We start from the raw sequence: 17273 nt of genomic DNA, 5'->3' as shown, positions 1-17273 counted from the left end.
GATGGATCAGAGTTGTAGCGTTTGGTCGTGATCCAGGCGGACGTGGCGGAGGACGTGGCGGAGAACGTGGCAGTCAACGGCAGCAGAAGGCTCTCGCCCCAGGAGATCGCCGACCACCTGCGGGAACGCATCCGCACGGGTGAGCTCAAGCCCGGGGACCGCCTGCCCACGCAGGCCGAACTCGCGGAGGAGTTCGGCGTGGAACGCGGCGCCGTCCGCCAGGCCCTGCGGGCACTCCAGGAGGACGGTCTCCTCACCAACGTCAGCAAGGGCAGCCCCCCGCGGATCGCCGCGCCCGCTCCGGCCCGGGGCGAGCCCCAGCCGACGATGGTGGGTCTGGCGCCACGGCTGACGGAGGCGTTCTCGGCCCGCCGCGTCCGGGTGGACGTGGTCTGCCACACCGCGGAGACCCTCATGGTCGCCATCGGCGAACCGCTCCGCCTGATCCACGAGGGCCGTATCCATCCCGAGTCGATCGACGTCCGCATCCTCGTCCCCTCCCGGGACATCGAGCTGGCCTTCCCCGTCCCCGTGGAGGCCCACGGCGACGACAACCCGGTCCACCAGCGCTGGCTGGCCATGCGCAACGCCCAGGGCCAGGTCCTCCAGCACAACTTCCTGGCCCTGCGCTCCACGCACGGCATCGACGTACGCGTCACGTTCCGCGCGCTGCCCTTCACCCCGCCGGTGAAGCTGTACCTCCTCAACCAGGAGGAGGCGCTGATCGGCTACTACATGCTGACCAGGCGAGAGGAGGAGTGGGGGAGCCAGACCCTGGACATGTACGACGTCCTCGGCTCCCAGTCCCTCCTCTTCTCCTTCGTGAAAAGAGCGGGTCAGCGGGACGCGGCGTTCGTCCAGGAATCCCAGAAGTGGTTCGACGCCCTCTGGGAAACCATCACGACGGACCTGACACTCTCCTAGTGACTTCTGATACGGCGCAGACTGGTGCGGTGACAGTCCAGACGGAAAGCGATCCGCACGAACTCCGGAATCTGATCAGACGCGCCCGCGTCGTGCTGTGGGACTTCGACGGGCCCATCTGCCGTCTGTTCGCCAACCACTCGGCGGAACGGGTGGCGAGCGACCTGGTGTCCTGGCTGGAGGGCCGGGGGCTGCACGGGCTGCTGACGGAGAGCGAGCGAGAGTCCCTCGACCCGCACGTGGTGCTGCGCGCCGTGGACCGCCGGCACCCCGGCAGCGATCTCGTCGCCGATCTGGAGGCACGTCTCACCCAGGAGGAGCGGCTGGCCGCGTCTTCGGCGATGCCGACCGCGTACGCGGACCCGCTGATCCGTACCTGGACCGCGGTCGGGGCCCGTCTGGCGATCGCCACCAACAACTCCCCGCTCGTGGTCGCCGAGTACCTCACGAGTCGCGGCCTCGTCCCCTGCTTCCAGCCCCACATCTACGGCCGCACCCAGGAACTCCACCATCTGAAGCCGGACCCGCACTGCCTCAACCGGGCGCTGAGCGCGATGGGCGCCGCTCCGTCCGACGCCCTGATGATCGGCGACACGCCCTCCGACCACGAGGCGGCGGCACGAGCCGGGGTGCCGTTCCTCGGCTACGCGCGCAACGAACGCAAGGCCAAGATCCTGAAGGCGGCCGGGGCCGACGCGGTCCTGACCTCCCTGGAACCGCTGCTGGTGCTCTTGCGGGCTTAGGCCGGCTCCCGGACGCGACTGGATCGTCACGGCTCGCCTCCCGTCCTGGCTTGTGGGTCAGGCAACTCGTCGGTCCACTTGCCTGGTTGCCTGCTCATATCAGGCATGCCCGGTCAACTTGATCCCTTAACCGGCAAGTTGGACGGACTGCTTGCCTGAACCAAACCTGTTTGCTTGTCGGCCGACGGCGGTACGTACGTCGTGTGACTGCCAGGCGGAGTGGTGACGGCAAGGCGTTCCGGCATGTGGCGGAGGAGCTGCGGACGCGGATGGCGGACGGGACGTATCCGCGGGGAGCTCTGCTGCCCTCGCAGCGCGAGCTCGCCGAGGAGTTCGGAGTCTCCAGGGACACCGTGCAGCGGGTCATCCAGGAACTGGGCAACGAGAGCTGGATCGAGAACCGGCAGGGGACCAGGGCCCGGGTCATCAAGAACCAGCGCATCCAGTCCGAGACGGCCAGGGCCACCCGGTCCCGGCGGCCGATGACACTGGACCCGCTCATCAGCGAGGCGTTCGAGCAGCGGGAAGTCACCCTGGACGTCTATACGTTGACGTCGGAGTCGCTGGACGTCCACATCCGCCGTCAGGACGAACGGATCCGCGCCGGCGTCATCGCGCCCGAGCGCATCGCCCTGCGCATGCTCCTGCCGTCCGAGTCGCTGGAGCTGCCCTACCCCCGGGCCGTGAAGGACGAGGACGCCCCCCGCCTGCGGGACCGCTTCCGCACCATCACCAGGCGGAGCACGGAGTCCCTGCACCAGGTGCTGGAGGGTCTGCGGGCGGAGAAGCTGGTCCCGTCCGTCGACCTCGAGATCCGGCATGCCCCCCTCACACCGACCTTCAAGCTGTACGTGATCAACGAGGCCGAGGTGCTGCACGGCCTGTACCGGGTCGTCGAACGGGCCCTGGTCCTGGAGAGCGGGGACCAGGTGCGGGCGCTCGACGTCCTGGGCCTCGGCGCCACGCTGACGCACCACGTGCAGGACGACGACCCGGACTCGGCCGGAACCATCTTCGTGGACACCATGCGCAGGTGGTACGACTCCGTCTGGGACCTGTTGGCCGAGCGACCGGAGTGACGAAAAGCGCCGGGGAGGCGCGAGGGGGCCATGGGGGTAGCCGGGTGTAGCATTCCCGCACCGCGCACCGATTGAGTCAAACGCCTGTCCTCGTTCGTATCCGAAGGGGCAACCGGCCACCATAGAACGAGTTCACGCCGTCTCATGCAGATGGGTGGCAAATCCACTCTCAATGGCTCACCTGCCATGCGCGGCACCGGCCGCGAACTTACCGTTTGCCATACCGTCCTCCCCTTCTCGTACTTCCGGAGCGGCCAGTGGGCGCACCTCCTCTTCCCCGTCCCTTCCTCGGGGAGCGCGCCTCGCACGACGCCGCCTACCGGGCCTTCGTCAGGCTGGCCGCCGAGCTGGGCCAGGCGAGCAGTGGCCATCACAACCGCAATTTCGTCCTGCCGTTGACGGAGGACATGGCCCGGCTGGTCGGACGTGAGGCCGGGACGTCCGTGACCGTCCGTATCCGGCGGCCGGACGCGCTGCCCGTGGTTTTCCGGACCTGGCAGAACGAGGCGGAGATCCTCGAGGCCGTCCGGGGAATCCTGCCGCATGCGCCGGAGTGCCTGGTCAAGCGGAGCGATTTCGCGATCCACAGCTTTGTGGAGGGCGTGCCGCTCTCCAGCGTCTGCGACAACGGCAAACCCGTCGACACCCTGCTCATCAAGGCGCTGGCCGGTCTGCTCGCCCAGATGGCCCAGGTGCGGCGTGGGGCACTGCCCGCCCTGCCGTCCGCCTGGCCCCGCAACGACATGGACAGCCAGGGATTCCTCCAGACGCTGGTCCAACTGGCCGACCGGCAGATCAGGCGGCCCAACTGGTCGTCCTTCGGCGGGCTGTTCGCGGCGCTGGGCATCCCGGAGGACGCTCTCGCCGGGCTGGCCGGGCGGGTCCCCGCCATGGCCCGGCGGCCGTACAGCCTGCTCCACGCCGATCTGCACCGGGACAACGTGATCGTGTCCTACGCGGGCGACCCGCCCCTCATCTGCGTCGACTGGGAGCTGGCGACCTACGGCGACCCGCTGCACGACCTCGCCACGCACCTCGTCCGCATGCGGTACCCGGCCCACCAGTGGGCCGAGGTGGTCGACGCGTGGGCCGAGGCCATGCAGGAGGTCCGGCCGGCCGCCGTCAACGGATTGGCCAAGGATCTGCGGCACTACCTGGCGTTCGAGCGGGCCCAATCGGTCTTCCCCGACGTGATGCGGGCCGCCCGGTCCCTCGAGGAATCGTTCACGCAGACGAGTCTGGACGAGGCGACGACCGAGGTGGGACGCGCCCTCGAAGCGGCGGCGGAGCCGCTGCGGCTCGGGAACGTGCCGGGTGAGGGCGAGATCAGGCGGGCCCTGTTCCGCTGGCTGGTGTCGCGCATGAACGGGGACATCAGCGGCCGGGCCTGGATCGCGAAGGCGTTCGAGTGGCGGCCCGACCGGCGTGTTCCGGAGCGCCCCGACTTCCCGTCCGCCGCGGTCCGGGAGGCCTTGCTGGCAGAGGGCGCCGCCCCCGCGGGCAGGGTCTTCAAGGGGACCGCGCACCTGAACACGGTGGTGTCGGTGCCGGGTGTCGACTCCCCCGTGGTCGTACGGCGGAAGCTGCCCGAGGTGTGCCGCCGGGAACGTGGCTTCCTCAGCGAGCACACCGTGCTGCGCGCGATCGAGGAGTCGTCCATCGAGGTGGCGGCGCCGAGGGTGCTCGCGCTGGGCGAGACCTTCCAGAGCGACACCATCGCCATCCACACCTACGTCGGACCACGTGACGTCGACCGGCCCCCCAACCACCCCGTCCACGGACTGCTGCCGCACGAGGCGGACGGCCTGGTGGACCAGCTGTGCGCCCTGACGCGGGTGCGATACAAGCAGGTCGATCCGACGGCCGGTGAGGGCGCTTTCCACCGCTGGCTGCGCGACCAGCTCATCTTGCTGGTACGGGATCTGCCGAAGGAGTCGCAGCAACTGGCCCGGCATCTCGGGCTGCCCGACGCGGACCGGTTGCAGCTGATCCTCTCCCGGCACGAGGTGAGCCCGCGGGAGCCTGCCCTGCTGCACGGGGACCTGAATCCCTGGAACCTCGTACGGCGCGACGACCACCTGGCGCTGACCATCATCGACTGGGAGATGGCCGTGGTCGGCGATCCCCTCTACGACCTCGTCCGGCACATGCACCTCACGCCGACCCGGCCGGAGATCCGGGACCGCATGTTCCGCCGCTGGGAGCGGCGGCTGCCCGCCGAGTACACCCGCGACTGGCTCAAGGACTGGCGGGTGTACCGCTGGCTGGAGATCGTGCGGTCCGCGTACGTCGATCTGGACCGCATCGTGACCGGCGCGAGCCTGGACGCCCCGAACGTGCGGCGGGCGGTGGACTCCTACGCGGTGACGCTGGCGGTCGCCACGGGCTCGCTCGGCCTCCCGGTCAGGTCCACGGCGAACCCGTATCTCGCCCGCGCCCTGGCCTGGCCACGCCCCTGCGTAGGCTCCCCCCATGAGCGAGACCGGGCTGCGTGAGCGTAAGAAGCGGCGGATGTACCAGGTCGTGTCGGACATCGCGGTGCGGCTGTTCATGGAGAAGGGGTTCGACGCGGTGTCCGTCGCCGAGGTGGCGGCGGCGGCCGAGATCTCCAAGCCGACGCTGTTCCGGTACTTCCCCGCCAAGGAGGATCTGGTGCTGTACCGGATCGCCGACCACGAGGGGGAGGCCGCGCGGGTCGTGGCGGAGGCGGAGGTGCCGCCGGTGGAGGCGTTGCGGCGGCATTTTCTGGAAGGGCTGGAGCGGAGTGATCCCGTGACCGGGCTCAACGACCATCCCCAGGTGCTCGCCTTCCACGCCCTGCTCTACGGGACGCCCTCCCTGGTCGCCCGTGCGCATACGCACCAGGAGCGGTCGGAGGCCGCGCTGGCGGAGGTGCTCGGGGGTGATCTGGACGCGCGGCTGGCGGCCGGGCAGATCATGGCCGTACTGCGGGTCCTGGCGCTGGAGAACTGGCGGCGGATCGCGGCGGGGGAGCGGGTGGCGGACGTCCGGGCGGACGCGGTGGCGGCGGCGGAGCGGGCGTTCGGGTGGCTGGCGGCGGGGCTGCCGCCCGCCGGGCCGTCACGGCCTCAAGGTGAGGGTGAGTAATAAATTTAACTCGGTTACGTTTTTTGCCGTACGCTCGGTGGAATGACGTCGACCGAACCCGCCCTCCAGCACGCCCTCAGCCGGGAACGCGCCCACCACGAACGCTGCCGGGCCGCCCTCGCCGCGATGGTCGAGGGGGCCGGTGAGCAGGTCGTCATCGGGGAGGACGTCTCCGCGTCCGGTGCCGACGCGGAGGTGCTCGGGTACCGGCTGCGCAGCCATGCCAAGGCCTTGCGCGAACTGCCCGAGGGGCCGTTGTTCTTCGGGGCCCTGGAGTTCGAGGGGGCCGGTGGGCGGCTGCACATCGGGCGGCTGCGGATCTCCGAGCACCCGGCCGAACCGCCCCTCGTCGTCGACTGGCGCGCACCCGTCTCGCGTGCCTTCTATCAGTCCTCCGCCCGTGATCCGCAGGACGTCGTCGTACGCCGGCGGTTCGGGTGGGCGCCCGGCAGCCGCGGGGACTCCGGCGACCTCACCGGCCTGGAGGACGAGCACCTGGGGCAGGGGGAGAACCGCACCAGCCAGATCGTCGCCCGGGAGATCGAACGGCCTCGCGTGGGGCCCATGCGGGACATCGCCGCGACCATCCAGCCCGAGCAGGACGACCTCGTACGCGGGGACCTGGCGATGTCGGTGTGCGTGCAGGGCGCGCCGGGCACCGGCAAGACGGCCGTCGGCCTGCACCGGGCCGCGTATCTGCTCTACACGCACCCGCAGCGCATCCGGCGCGGCGGCCTGCTGATCCTCGGGCCCAACCGCACGTTCCTGTCGTACATCGCGGAGGTGCTGCCGGCCCTCGGCGAGACGGGGGTGCGGCAGTCGACGCTCGCCGAGGAGATCGCCCGGTGGCCGGTCCGTGGTGCCGACGGCGAGTCCGCCGCCGTCGTCAAGCACGACGCCCGGATGGCGGAGGTGCTGCGGCGGGCGCTGTACGCGCGCGTGCGCACCGCGGGGGCGGGCTCGCTCGCCGTGCCGGACGGGTCGTACCGCTGGCGGGTGCCCGACGCGCAACTGGCGCGGATCGTCGCGGACGTACGGGAGGAGGAACCGCCGTACGGGGTCGGGCGGGAACGGGTGCGGGCGCGGATCGTGCGGTGTCTGCGCGAGCGGGTGGAGCGGCGGGCCGGGCCGCCCACGAACGCCTGGGTGCGCCGGGTCGAGCGGGCGCGGCCGGTGTCCGAGTACCTCGACGCCGTCTGGCCCCGGGTGCGGCCGGAGGAGGTCGTGGCCGAACTGCTCACCGATGGCGAGGTGTTGGCGGGGGCGGCCGACGGGCTGCTGGACGACGCCGAGCAGCGGGCGCTGCTGTGGCGCAAGCCGCCCCGGTCGTGGAAGTCGGCGCGCTGGTCGGCCGCCGATCTGGTGCTGCTCGACGAGGTGGCGGGGCTGATCGAGCACCCGGAGGGGTACGGGCATGTCGTCGTCGACGAGGCGCAGGACCTGTCCCCGATGGAGTGCCGGGCCATCGCCCGCCGGGCCCCCTTCGGCTCGCTGACGGTCCTGGGCGATCTGGCGCAGGGGACGACGCCGTGGGCGGCACGGTCGTGGCCGACGGTCCTGGCGCACCTGGGGAAACCGGACGCGGCCGTGGTCGGGCTGACCACCGGTTTCCGTGTGCCGCGTGCGGTCGTCGGCCTCGCCAACCGGCTGCTGGAGCGGCTGGACGTGGACGTGCCGTCGGCCCGTTCGCTGCGCGGGGACGGGGAGTTGCGGATGCGGGGGACGGCCCCGGACGGGGTGCCGGCGGCGGTCGTGGACGCCGTACGGGACGCGCTGGAGCAGGAGGGCTCGGTCGGGGTCGTCGCGGCGGACGCGGACGTGCCCCGGGTGCGGGCGGCCCTGGACGCGGCCGGTATCGAGGCGGCGGGACCCGGGGAACTCGGCGCGCGGCTGTCCCTGGTGCCGGCCGGCGTGGTCAAGGGACTCGAGTACGACCATGTCGTGGCCGTCGAGCCGGCGGCCATCGCCGAGGCGGAGGCACGGGGGCTCCACCGGCTGTACGTGGTGCTGACGCGGGCGGTGTCGCGGCTGGAGGTGGTGCACGGGAGGCCGTTGCCGGTCTAGACACGGCTCCGTGCAAGGTGGTTAGGGTCCATGTCATGGCTGACGCAGACATGTTCACGGACATCCCCACCACCACGCTGGCCGACCTGCTGGGCCGCGGGCAGGTCATGGACATCGGGATCCGGCCCCTGTGGGAGCCGGTGCCGCGGGTGGCCGGACCGGCCTTCACCGTGCGGTGCCCTCCCGGCGACAACCTGATGCTGCATGCCGCGATCCACCGGGCCGAGCCCGGTTCGGTCGTCGTCGTGGAGTCGGGCGACCTGAACTACGCGCTGGCCGGCGGCAACGTCTGCGCCATCGCCCAGCGCCGCGGCGTCACCGCGTTCGTCCTCGACGGGCTGATCCGCGACCTCCCCGAGGTACGGGAGGCCCGCTTCCCGGTGTTCGCACGCGGCGTCATCCCCATCCCGGGCACCAAGTCGGCCGTACGGCCGTTCGGCGAGCGGGTGCGCTGCGGAGGGGTGGGCGTGGACGCGGGTGACGTGGTCGTCGCCGACGAGGAGGGCGTCGTGGTGGTGCCCGGGGCCCGCCGGGAGGAGGTGCTCACCGCGGCCCGCGCCAAGCTGGCGAAGGAGGCCGCGGAGACCCTGGACGACTGGGAGTCGGCCCACCGCGCGCGCATCGACAAGATCCTGGCGGAGCAGGGCTTCGAGGGCTGAGCCGCCTCAGCGTTCCGCGAAGGGACCTCCCTCGGCGAAGGCCAGTGCGCCGAAGCGCTCGCCGATGTGGCGGTGGGTGGCGGCGTCCGGGTGGACGTGGTCGGGGAGGGGAAGTGCGGCGGCGTCGGACGCGCCGTAGAGGTCGAGGCCGTCGAGGTAGTGGAGGTTCGGGTCGTCGGCCGCGCGCTGCCGCACGATGCGGGCCAGTTCCTCCCGGATGACGCCGAGCGTGAGCTTCCCGGCGGTCTTCTCCGCCGGGTCGCCCATGGCGGCGAACAGCAGCCGGCCCTTGCCGATCTCGTCGAGGTCCGGGGCGGTGGGGCCGGGGGTGTCCTCGTGGATCGCGCAGTGGATGGGGGAGACGAGCAGCAGCGGAGTGTCGGGGTGCCCGTCGCGGATCGTGTCGAGGAAACCGTGCACGGCCGGGCCGAAGGCGCGCAGCCGCATCACGTCCCCGTTGACGATGTTGATGCCCGTCTTGACGCTGATCAGGTCCGCCGGGGTGTCCCGCATGGCACGCGCGGTGAACGGGTCGAGCATCGCGCTGCCGCCGAAACCGAGGTTGACCAGTTCCACACCGCCCAGGGACGCGGCGATCGCGGGCCAGATGGCCGTGGGGCTCGCGGCGTCGGAGCCGTGGCTGATCGAACTGCCGTGGTGCAGCCACACCCTGCGGCCCCGGTCCGGCAGGGACTCCACGGGCGCGTCGGTGCGCAGGGCGACGAGCTCGGTGGTCTCGTTGTGCGGCAGCCAGATCTCGACGTCCTTCTCACCTGCGGGCAGGCCGGTGAAGCGGACGGTGCCCACCGGGCCCGGCGTGACCTCGCCGTCCCAGGTGGCCATGTCGACCGTGAGGACGTTGCCGCCGGTCCCGGAGGCCTGGCCGGCCGGGCGGCCGTCGACGAGCAGGTCGTACAGCCCGTCCGGGCGGGAGGGGAAGCCGACGTAGTCGCGCTTGGTGCGCAGCGTGTCGAGTTCGACGGCCGTCGCGGCGGTACGGAAGACCAGCCGTACGCCGGAGGGCTGGGCCTCGGCCATGGCGAGCTGGGCGTTGGTGTTCTGGGCGCGGGCCCGGGCGGGCAGCCGGTGCGGGAGCAGGCCGTGCTCGGTGCGCTCCAGGTCGAGGGCGCCGCGCAGCAGGTCCGCCGTGAGCGGGGTGGTGATCCAGTCGTGCTCGGTGTGCATGGTGTCAGCCTCGGGGATCCGTAGGGGGCGCGGGCCAGTTGCGCAGCAGCGTGTCGAGGGCGTCGATGATCCGGACCCAGGTGTCGTCGGTGTCGGGGGCGCTGTGGCTGAACCCGCCGCCCAGCTCCAGGCTGACGTACCCGTGGAAGACGCTGCCCAGCAGCCGGACCGCGTGGGTCTGGTCCGGTTCCGTCAGGTCGTAGCCGCGCAGCAGTGCCCGGGTCATCTGGGCGTGCCGGACGCCCGCGCTCGCGGCCGCCGTCTGCGGGTCGAGCCGCAACTGGGCCGCGGCGTAGCGGCCGGGGTGTTCCCGGGCGTAGTCGCGGTAGACGTTGGCCAGGGCCGCCAGGGCGTCCTTGCCGGCCCGTCCGGCCAGGGCGTCGGCGGCCCGGTCGGCGAGTTCCGCCAGCGCGAGCAGGGCGATCCTGGTCCGGAGGTCCTGGGAGTTCTTGACGTGCGAGTACAGGCTCGCGACCTTGACGTCGAACCGCCGGGCGAGCGCCGAGACGGTCACCTCGTCGAAGCCGACCTCGTCGGCGAGTTCCGCGCCTGCCTCGGTCAGACGCTCCGGCGTGAGTCCCACGCGTGCCATACGGCCCCTCCCTTCTGCCTGAAGGGATTGTGCATCTGCCTAATGCCTTTAGGCAAGTCTCATATGGCTTTAGGGGGCCTGGGCGTCCTGGAGGGGGCGCCGTGCGGGTGCCCGTAGCCTCCTGCCGCGCCTGGTCAGGCCCCAGGGCTTCAGGACCGAGATCACCGTCATGAAGACGTAGGCGGACAGCGAGACGACCGGCCCCATCAGGACGTCCCCGGCGTCGGGCAGCGGACCGCCCGCGGCGACGGCGGTGACCGCGGCGTTCACCCCGGGGCGCAGGGCGAACACCGTGGCGGTGGTCGTGGCGAGGGTCAGCCAGAACTTCGTGTAGACCCACCGGTGCCGCGCCAGACCCCAGGGCGTGCCCAACGACAGCACCAGACCGCTGAGGAGCGTGAGGAACGCGACGGGGAGCAGCAGCCAGTCGGCGAAGAGCAGCATGGCCCGGACGGACGCCTCCACGGTCACAGCGGACCCGGTGGTGGCCGCGGTGGTCCCGAGCGCGAGCAGGCCGAGCGTGAGCCCGAGCCAGCTCGCGGAGGCGGTGACGTGGACGACCAGGACGGCGCGGCGGGCGGGGCGGCTGAGTTTCGGGTTCATAGGGAACACGCTGCCGGGGCGGCAGGGTGAGGTCGTCTTCCAGCGGGAGTAAACCGGCGTACTGGCGTCGGAGTACGGGGAGGGCGCCGGCTCGGGTGCACGGGGCGTGTCAGTGCCGTCGCCTAGCTTCGCGGCATGACCGAGCCCTCATACCTCACCGCGGTCCGAGAGTCCTACGACACCGTCGCCGCTGACTACGCCCGACTCGTCAAGGACCCGGCCGAGTTGGACCCGGTGTCCCGCGCGATGCTGGCCGCCTTCGCCGAACTCGCACGGCCTCTCGGGCCGGTCGCCGACCTGGGCTGCGGTCCGGGCAAGGTGACGGCACACCTGGCCGCCCTGGGAGCGCCGGTGTTCGGCGTGGACGTGTCACCGAGGATGGTCGAACTGGCCCGGGCGGCGTACCCGGAACTCCGTTTCACCGTCGGCTCGATGACCGCCCTGGAGATCGGCGACGGCGAACTCGGCGGCATCCTGGCGTACTACACCGTCCACCACACCGCGCCGCGGTGGCTGCCGACCGTGTTCGCCGAGTTCCACCGCACCCTCGCGCCCGGCGGCCGGCTGATGCTGGCCGGCCATGTGGGCAGCGGCGAGCACCTGCGCCCGACCCGCGCGTACGGCGACCACCCGGTGTCCTACGAGTCGCATCTGCTGCCGCCGGACCGGATCGCGGAACTGCTCCGGCAGGCGGGGCTGGTGGTCACGACGCGTGTGGTGCAGGAACCGGAGGAGGGGGTCAGGAGGCAGTACGGCACGTTCCTGGCGTACAAGCCTCAGTAGCGGCGCAGGTCCTGCGGCTACTCGCTGGTCTTGGGCCTATCGTCAGTCGGCTCCGGCATCCCGATGACGTACGTGCCCTTCGCGGGCAGCGTGGCGACGAGCCCGCGTTTGCGGAGTTCGACGACTGCGCGACGCACGGTGCCGATGCTCACGCTGTACAGATCGGTCATGGCGCGTTCGCCGGGCAGTGCGGCGCCCTGCGGCAGCTTGCCGGACGCGATGTCCGTGGCGATGGCGTCGGCGAGTTTCACGTACTCGTAGCGCGGAAGCTCCGTCATCTCTCCACCGTGACGCAGCCCTACGCATGCGGCAGTACTGGGACGCGTCCCACCGCAGCGGGACGCAAATAGACCCAGAGGGGTGCAGGGGGACGCAGTTACCGGTATGGTCGAAATGACAAGACCCCGGCGAGGTGGCTAGACCTCCCGGGGCACGGCCAACGCTTACCAGGAGCGTCGACATGCTCGACCTTATCCCCCGCGCCCTCGAATGGCTGCGTCTTCTCTTCGCCCCCGGCACCGGGAAACGGCGTCGGTGCCGCCCCCGCCGTCACCTCTTCCCACACGTGCACCTCACCCTCGTGAGCTGCCCCTCCGCATCCCAGCACCCGCAGCTCCCCCGCTACCGCTCCCCGTACGGCCTCCCCACCCCCCTCGACGGCAGCGCCTCCGCCCTGGTCCGCCCCTACCTCGCCGCTCACGAACAGGAACTCGCCCTCCAGCAGCGCCGCCCGGCCTTGGAGGTGGCCGCCTGATGGAACACGCAAACGGCACACCGCCGCCCCGGCTCCTGCCCTGGTCGTCCCCCGACGGCAACCCCTGCTACCTGGTGACCGACGACGACGGCAGCTACCTCTCCCGTCTCGCCGACGACCTTGAGGCCGTCCAACTGGCCACCGGCACTGACGTGCTCGGCCTCGCCCGCAAGGTGCTGGACGACCCGGCTTCGCCCCGCACCGAGGTCCGCTTCGCCAGCCTGCGTCTCGCCGAGTGCCTGACCGACGCCCTGCGCGTCGCCGAGTCCCGGGGTCTGCGCCTGCCGGTACCGGACACCGAGGACACATGCGTGGAGGACGAGCCGCAGTAGGCCGCAGGAGGGCACCCGGTCCGCTACCCGCTCTGCGTCCACACCCGCAACGGACCCAGCGGCTCGAAGCCGTGCCGGAGGGCGACCGCCAGATCGTCACCCTGCTCATAGCCGACGACGGGCAGGGTGGGAAAGAGCCGGGCGAGTGCGTGCAGGACGACCGGCCAGGCCGCGTCGGGCCCGCCGTCCCGAGCGAAGACGTTGGAGACGCCGACGACGTGCTCGCTGCGGCTCGCCACCGCTCCGGCGACCACTCGGTCGTCGGCGGACCGACCCAGGATCACGAAGGTCTCCGGGTCGGCGAGCAGCCCGGGCCGGAACAGGTCCGCGTCCCCGGCCCCGTCGTCCCAGGCCAGCGCCCAGGCACGCAGCGTGTCCGGGTCGCCTGCCACGTCCCATGCGAGATCCGGCACCGCGGTTGCCGACCCGGCGGGACGGTGGATCCACTGCGCCTCGAAAAGCACCCCGAACCCGACCTCCGCCAGCTCCAGGTCGGCGAAGCTGTCCTTGACCGAGGCGCCGGGCGAGGCCGTGTCGATCCGCGCCACGAGCGCGTCCCGGCAGGCGTCCGGCTCCAGCGTCACCGCGTCGGGGTAGTAGAGCGGCGTCCGCACCGGGGCGGCCCAGGCGTCGGGCCCGAACTCGCCCGTCACGCCGTGCGCCCGGCACATCGCCGCGCACCACTCGGCGTTGTTCCGGGCGGCGGCCCGGATGAGGGACTGCTGCGAAGTCGTCGTCACGAGTGCGGATCATGGCCGCGCCCGACCCGGCTCGTCGAACGATTTAGCGAGTGACCACTTCTAGGGTGTGCATGGCCCAAGTCCCCATCGATCGGCCCGGAGGCGCCATGACCCCGCTGATGAAGTTGAGCGCGATCACCCTGGACTGCCCTGATCCGCTCGTCCTTGCGGCGTTCTACCAGGAAGCCACCGGACTTGAGCTCCACCCCAAGTCGGACGCAGGGTTCGCCGCGCTGGACGGTGAGGGCGGGTTCGACATCGGGTTTCAGCGGGTCGACGACTACCGGGCCCCGAGCTGGCCCGGCCAGGTCGTTCCGCAGCAACTGCACTGCTGTTTCAGGGTCGTGGACGTCGATGAGGCCGAGGCCCGGCTGCTGGAGCTGGGGGCGGGTAAGCCGGATCAGCCGCAGGAGGACAGATGGCGGGTCCTCACGGATCCGGCCGGGCATCCCTTCTGCATCGTCGGGGGCTTGTCGTGACCGGTGTGTCGTGACAGGCGTCAGTTCACGCGGAAGAGGTCGGCGGCCGCGTGGACGTCCGGGAGGTCCTCCATCGCGCGGAGGTTGTCGCACAGGGCGTCCAGGACCGAGTCGGCTTCGGCGACGCGCGGATCGACCATCCGGGCGGCACACTCGTCACCCATCTCGGCCGGACTGCCGGGCGGCGCTTGCCGCGGGGCTGAGCGGATCAGCGCGAGGCGGGACAGAAGCCTCAGCGACGGCCCAGGAGCTCGGCGATCCGTACGAACCCGTCGGCGCCGTGACCCCGTCCGATGGCTCGGCGGGCCATGCCCTCGGCCGAGCGCATCACACCGGCGTCGATGCCGTGTGCCTCGGAGGTGTGGACGATGTGCGCCATGGACGAAACGGCCGAGGTCATCGGGTTGCCCTCACCGGAGTAGCTGCCGTTGTCGGCCTCCTCCGCGGCTTCCTGGAAGATCGGCGGGAGGATCTCGCCGATGCCCTTGGCGAACGGTGCCAGCTCCCGTCCGCTGATGCCTTCGGCCCGCGCCACCGCCAGGGCGTGCACATAGCCCGCCATCGCGGTCCAGAAGATGTCGAGCAGCGCGATGTCGTATGCCGCGGCCCGGCCGATGTCCTCGCCGAGGTGGGTGTGGGTGCCGCCCAGCGCCTCCAGGACGGGCTGGTGTTCTCGGTAGAGGTCCTCCGGGCCGCTGTGCAGGAACACGGCGGCCGGGGTTCCGATGGTCGTGGTCGGCGTCATGATTGCGCCGTCCGTGTAGCGCACACCGTGCTCGGCCGCCCACGCCGCGGCCTCCCGGGCCCGGTCCGGTGTGTCGGCGGTCAGATTGACCACCGTGCGCCCCTTGAGTGCGCCGGTGACCGGCTCGCGCCGCAGAATCGTGTCCACCGCGTCGTAGTTCACCACGCAGACCACGGTCACCCTGCTCGCGGCTACCGCTTCCTCTGCCGACCGGGCACCGACCGCTCCCCGCGCGACCAGCTCCCGGTCCCGGCCCGGCGTCCGGTTCCAGACTGTGGTGCGCAGGCCGGCGTCCAGGAACGCGTCCGCCAGGGACCTGCCCATCGGCCCCAGGCCGAGGACGGTGACGGCAGACTCTTCGGTGTGTGAGGACATCGCTCAACTCCCATAAAAGATAGTGGCAATCTATGACGAATAGGGTGTAAATGACGCGCAGTCGTGCCCGGGACCCGAATGTCTGTGGGGTGACCGCGGCGATCGCCGTGATCGACGGAAAGTGGAAGACGGCTCTGCTCTGGCTGCTGGAATCCGGTCCGCACCGCCCGGGCGAGCTGCGCCGGCGGCTGCCGGGTCTCAGCGAGAAGGTGCTGACTCAGGCGCTCCGTGAGATGGAGACCGACGGGCTGGTGCACCGGGAGGTGCACGATGTGCTTCCGCTGAAGACCACGTACTCGTTGACCGTGTTCGGCCGAGAGCTCTCCGAGGCGCTTGCTCCCCTCTCCGACTGGGGCCACCGCCGCCTGGAGAAGCTCGCCGAGACCCAGTCGGCCCCATGACCCATCGCCTCGTCACCCGCCTTCCCTCAGGACCTGGCGGCCCTCCGGCCGCCCTTCACCAGGGTTACCCCTTGGCCGGTGGTCGCCAAGTACCCACAAAAAAGTGGCTACTTCGGGTCGCGGTCGAGGAGGGCGGTGAGGGGCGGAGGGGAAGCGGCGAGCCGGCGGACCCTGGCGTGGCGTGGCGCACTTTTGCAAGCGGGTGCTTGCAATAGTTAGCGGGGTGCGGCACTGTGGAGGGCATGGCATCGCTCAACGTCGGCAATCTCGGTGACTACCTGCGCGAACAGCGGCGCAACGCGCAACTGTCGCTGCGGCAGCTCGCCGACGCCGCCGGGGTGTCCAATCCGTATCTGAGCCAGATCGAGCGCGGGCTGCGCAAGCCGAGCGCGGAGGTGCTGCAGCAGGTCGCCAAGGCCCTGCGGATCTCCGCCGAGACGCTGTACGTCCGCGCCGGCATTCTCGACGCCGAGCGGGACCGGGACGAGGTGGAGACGCGTGCCGTCATCCTCGCGGACCCGACGCTGAACGAGCGGCAGAAGCAGGTGCTGCTCCAGATCTACGAGTCCTTCCGCAAGGAGAACGGGTTCGGGACCGGCGACGGCTCCGACGACGGCGCCGCTGTCGTCGAGGTCGTGGTCGGTGAAGGCGCGGCGGACGCGGACGGGGACGCCCCGGACGGCGGCACCGAGATACGCAGACGGACCCGCGCGGCCGACGGCGGCCGGCCCGCCGGGGACCGTACCCCCGAGAGAAACGACGGTGCGCCGGCCGCCCGCCGCACCCGCAAGGAATCCGGCGGTACGTCCGCCACCCGCCGCACTCGCAAGAACACCGGCGGTACGCCCGCCGGCCGCCGGCCCCGCAAGGCCACCGGCGGCAGTGACACCGACCCGCAGCAGACGGCCGGCTGAGCCGGACCAGGGCACCGGCCGCTCCGCTGCGGATCACAGCACCCTCAGCCGAACCCTCAAGCGAGAAAGAATCCGGGAGGACCCTCACCATGGCCATCACCGACGACCTGCGCAAGACCCTCAGCGACCCGACTCCGCTCTACTTCGCGGCAGGCACCGCCGACCTCGCCCTCCAGCAGGCCAAGAAGGTGCCCGCCCTGGTGGAGCAGCTGCGGGCCGAGGCTCCGGCGCGGATCGACGCCGTACGCAACACCGACACCAAGGCCGTCCAGGAGAAGGCGTCCGCCCGGGCCAAGGAGGCCTCCGCCCGCGTCAAGGAGACGCAGGAGACCCTGCAGACCAAGGTCACGGGCTTCATCGGCTCCCTCGACGCCGACTTCAAGAAGCTCGGCAGCAACATCGACGCCGACCTGAAGAAGTTCGGCGAGAACGCCCAGGACTTCGCGCTGCGCGGGGTCGGCGTGGCCGCCGAGTACGCCGTCAAGGCCCGGGAGACCTACGAGAAGGTCGCCGAGCACGGCGAGCAGGCCGTGCGGACCTGGCGCGGCGAGGCCGCCGAGGGCATCGAGGACGTCGCCGAGGGCGTCGAGGAGCTGGCCGTGGCCGTTGAGCCGAAGCCCGAGCCGGTCGAGGTCAAGGAGGAGCCGGCGAAGCCCGCCGACACCAGGGCCCAGGCCGCCCCGGCGAAGAAGGCGCCCGCCGCCAAGAAGGCTCCGGCGCGCAAGCCCGTCGCCAAGAAGACGCCGCCGGCGAAGTAGGCACGGAGGCTGACGCGGGCCGGGCACCCTGGGGG

Annotated in this window: 21 protein-coding genes; 14 read left to right on the top strand and 7 right to left on the bottom strand. The window is 71.4% G+C overall.

Going from position 1 to position 17273, the window contains the following annotated elements:
• Positions 1-27 precede the first annotated feature (27 nt).
• From ACFTZL_RS04750 to ACFTZL_RS04720, 7 genes are all read left to right on the top strand, one after another.
• Positions 28-924, top strand: a complete 897-nt coding sequence (locus ACFTZL_RS04750) for a winged helix-turn-helix domain-containing protein (protein ID WP_382578266.1) — start codon at positions 28-30, stop codon at positions 922-924.
• Positions 925-953: 29 nt separating this feature from the next.
• A complete protein-coding gene (locus tag ACFTZL_RS04745; protein WP_382578263.1) occupies positions 954-1667 on the top strand; it encodes an HAD family hydrolase in 714 nt (237 codons plus the stop codon).
• Positions 1668-1870: 203 nt separating this feature from the next.
• Complete coding sequence (locus ACFTZL_RS04740) at positions 1871-2746, top strand: winged helix-turn-helix domain-containing protein (protein ID WP_382578260.1); 876 nt, start codon at positions 1871-1873, stop codon at positions 2744-2746.
• 257 nt (positions 2747-3003) lie between these two features.
• Positions 3004-5241 (top strand): phosphotransferase family protein, encoded by a 2238-nt coding sequence (locus tag ACFTZL_RS04735; protein ID WP_382578258.1) that lies wholly within the window; start codon positions 3004-3006, stop codon positions 5239-5241.
• Positions 5219-5854 (top strand): TetR family transcriptional regulator, encoded by a 636-nt coding sequence (locus tag ACFTZL_RS04730; RefSeq protein ID WP_382578256.1) that lies wholly within the window; start codon positions 5219-5221, stop codon positions 5852-5854. Before ACFTZL_RS04735 ends, ACFTZL_RS04730 begins: the two co-directional genes overlap by 23 nt.
• A 42-nt stretch (positions 5855-5896) precedes the next feature.
• Positions 5897-7918 (top strand): HelD family protein, encoded by a 2022-nt coding sequence (locus ACFTZL_RS04725; protein ID WP_382578253.1) that lies wholly within the window; start codon positions 5897-5899, stop codon positions 7916-7918.
• A gap of 35 nt (positions 7919-7953) precedes the next feature.
• Complete coding sequence (locus tag ACFTZL_RS04720) at positions 7954-8577, top strand: RraA family protein (protein WP_382578250.1); 624 nt, start codon at positions 7954-7956, stop codon at positions 8575-8577.
• Between the two features lie 6 nt (positions 8578-8583).
• Here ACFTZL_RS04720 and ACFTZL_RS04715 read toward each other — a convergent pair whose 3' ends face one another.
• The 3 genes from ACFTZL_RS04715 to ACFTZL_RS04705 form a co-directional block, all read right to left on the bottom strand.
• Complete coding sequence (locus ACFTZL_RS04715; protein ID WP_382578248.1) at positions 8584-9762, bottom strand: GDSL-type esterase/lipase family protein; 1179 nt, start codon at positions 9760-9762, stop codon at positions 8584-8586.
• Between the two features lie 4 nt (positions 9763-9766).
• Positions 9767-10354, bottom strand: coding sequence for a TetR/AcrR family transcriptional regulator (locus ACFTZL_RS04710; protein ID WP_382578245.1), 588 nt, complete (start codon positions 10352-10354; stop codon positions 9767-9769).
• 69 nt (positions 10355-10423) lie between these two features.
• Positions 10424-10957 carry a DUF2269 domain-containing protein gene (locus tag ACFTZL_RS04705; RefSeq protein ID WP_382578243.1) on the bottom strand — a complete coding sequence of 178 codons (534 nt, stop codon included), beginning with the start codon at positions 10955-10957 and terminating at the stop codon, positions 10424-10426.
• A gap of 135 nt (positions 10958-11092) precedes the next feature.
• Between ACFTZL_RS04705 and ACFTZL_RS04700 the strand changes: the two genes are divergently transcribed.
• Positions 11093-11740 (top strand): class I SAM-dependent methyltransferase, encoded by a 648-nt coding sequence (locus ACFTZL_RS04700; RefSeq protein ID WP_382578242.1) that lies wholly within the window; start codon positions 11093-11095, stop codon positions 11738-11740.
• Between the two features lie 17 nt (positions 11741-11757).
• On the opposite strand, the gene ACFTZL_RS04695 is transcribed toward ACFTZL_RS04700, so the two are convergent.
• Complete coding sequence (locus ACFTZL_RS04695; RefSeq protein WP_382578240.1) at positions 11758-12018, bottom strand: winged helix-turn-helix domain-containing protein; 261 nt, start codon at positions 12016-12018, stop codon at positions 11758-11760.
• Positions 12019-12200: 182 nt separating this feature from the next.
• Between ACFTZL_RS04695 and ACFTZL_RS04690 the strand changes: the two genes are divergently transcribed.
• Positions 12201-12494, top strand: a complete 294-nt coding sequence (locus ACFTZL_RS04690) for a hypothetical protein (protein ID WP_382578238.1) — start codon at positions 12201-12203, stop codon at positions 12492-12494.
• The gene (locus tag ACFTZL_RS04685) at positions 12494-12826 is read left to right on the top strand and encodes a hypothetical protein (RefSeq protein WP_382578235.1); all 333 of its coding nucleotides are present in this window, start codon (positions 12494-12496) and stop codon (positions 12824-12826) included. The genes ACFTZL_RS04690 and ACFTZL_RS04685 overlap by 1 nt, the downstream gene beginning before the upstream one ends.
• A 23-nt stretch (positions 12827-12849) precedes the next feature.
• On the opposite strand, the gene ACFTZL_RS04680 is transcribed toward ACFTZL_RS04685, so the two are convergent.
• Positions 12850-13497 carry a hypothetical protein gene (locus ACFTZL_RS04680; protein ID WP_382578331.1) on the bottom strand — a complete coding sequence of 216 codons (648 nt, stop codon included), beginning with the start codon at positions 13495-13497 and terminating at the stop codon, positions 12850-12852.
• A gap of 176 nt (positions 13498-13673) precedes the next feature.
• Between ACFTZL_RS04680 and ACFTZL_RS04675 the strand changes: the two genes are divergently transcribed.
• Positions 13674-14045 (top strand): VOC family protein, encoded by a 372-nt coding sequence (locus tag ACFTZL_RS04675; RefSeq protein WP_382578232.1) that lies wholly within the window; start codon positions 13674-13676, stop codon positions 14043-14045.
• 20 nt (positions 14046-14065) lie between these two features.
• Here the strand turns inward: ACFTZL_RS04675 and ACFTZL_RS04670 are convergent, their stop codons facing one another.
• Both ACFTZL_RS04670 and ACFTZL_RS04665 read right to left on the bottom strand, forming a co-directional pair.
• Positions 14066-14209 carry a hypothetical protein gene (locus tag ACFTZL_RS04670; RefSeq protein ID WP_382578333.1) on the bottom strand — a complete coding sequence of 48 codons (144 nt, stop codon included), beginning with the start codon at positions 14207-14209 and terminating at the stop codon, positions 14066-14068.
• Positions 14210-14277: 68 nt separating this feature from the next.
• Positions 14278-15165, bottom strand: coding sequence for an NAD(P)-dependent oxidoreductase (locus ACFTZL_RS04665; protein ID WP_382578229.1), 888 nt, complete (start codon positions 15163-15165; stop codon positions 14278-14280).
• A gap of 50 nt (positions 15166-15215) precedes the next feature.
• Here ACFTZL_RS04665 and ACFTZL_RS04660 point away from each other — a divergent pair, with 50 nt between their 5' ends.
• From ACFTZL_RS04660 to ACFTZL_RS04650, 3 genes are all read left to right on the top strand, one after another.
• Entirely contained in the window at positions 15216-15566 is a 351-nt protein-coding gene (locus ACFTZL_RS04660) for a winged helix-turn-helix transcriptional regulator (RefSeq protein ID WP_382578226.1), read from the top strand.
• A 242-nt stretch (positions 15567-15808) separates the two neighbouring features.
• The gene (locus tag ACFTZL_RS04655) at positions 15809-16480 is read left to right on the top strand and encodes a helix-turn-helix domain-containing protein (protein ID WP_382578224.1); all 672 of its coding nucleotides are present in this window, start codon (positions 15809-15811) and stop codon (positions 16478-16480) included.
• An 89-nt stretch (positions 16481-16569) separates the two neighbouring features.
• Positions 16570-17238: a hypothetical protein gene (locus ACFTZL_RS04650; RefSeq protein WP_382578221.1), complete on the top strand. Its 669-nt coding sequence runs from the start codon at positions 16570-16572 to the stop codon at positions 17236-17238.
• Positions 17239-17273 lie beyond the last annotated feature (35 nt).

The sequence above is a fragment of the Streptomyces sp. NPDC056948 genome (genome assembly GCF_042674225.1).
Taxonomy (GTDB): domain Bacteria; phylum Actinomycetota; class Actinomycetes; order Streptomycetales; family Streptomycetaceae; genus Streptomyces; species Streptomyces purpurascens.
Note: the sequence above shows the minus strand (reverse complement) of the source record. Positions and strands in the feature narration are given on the sequence as shown.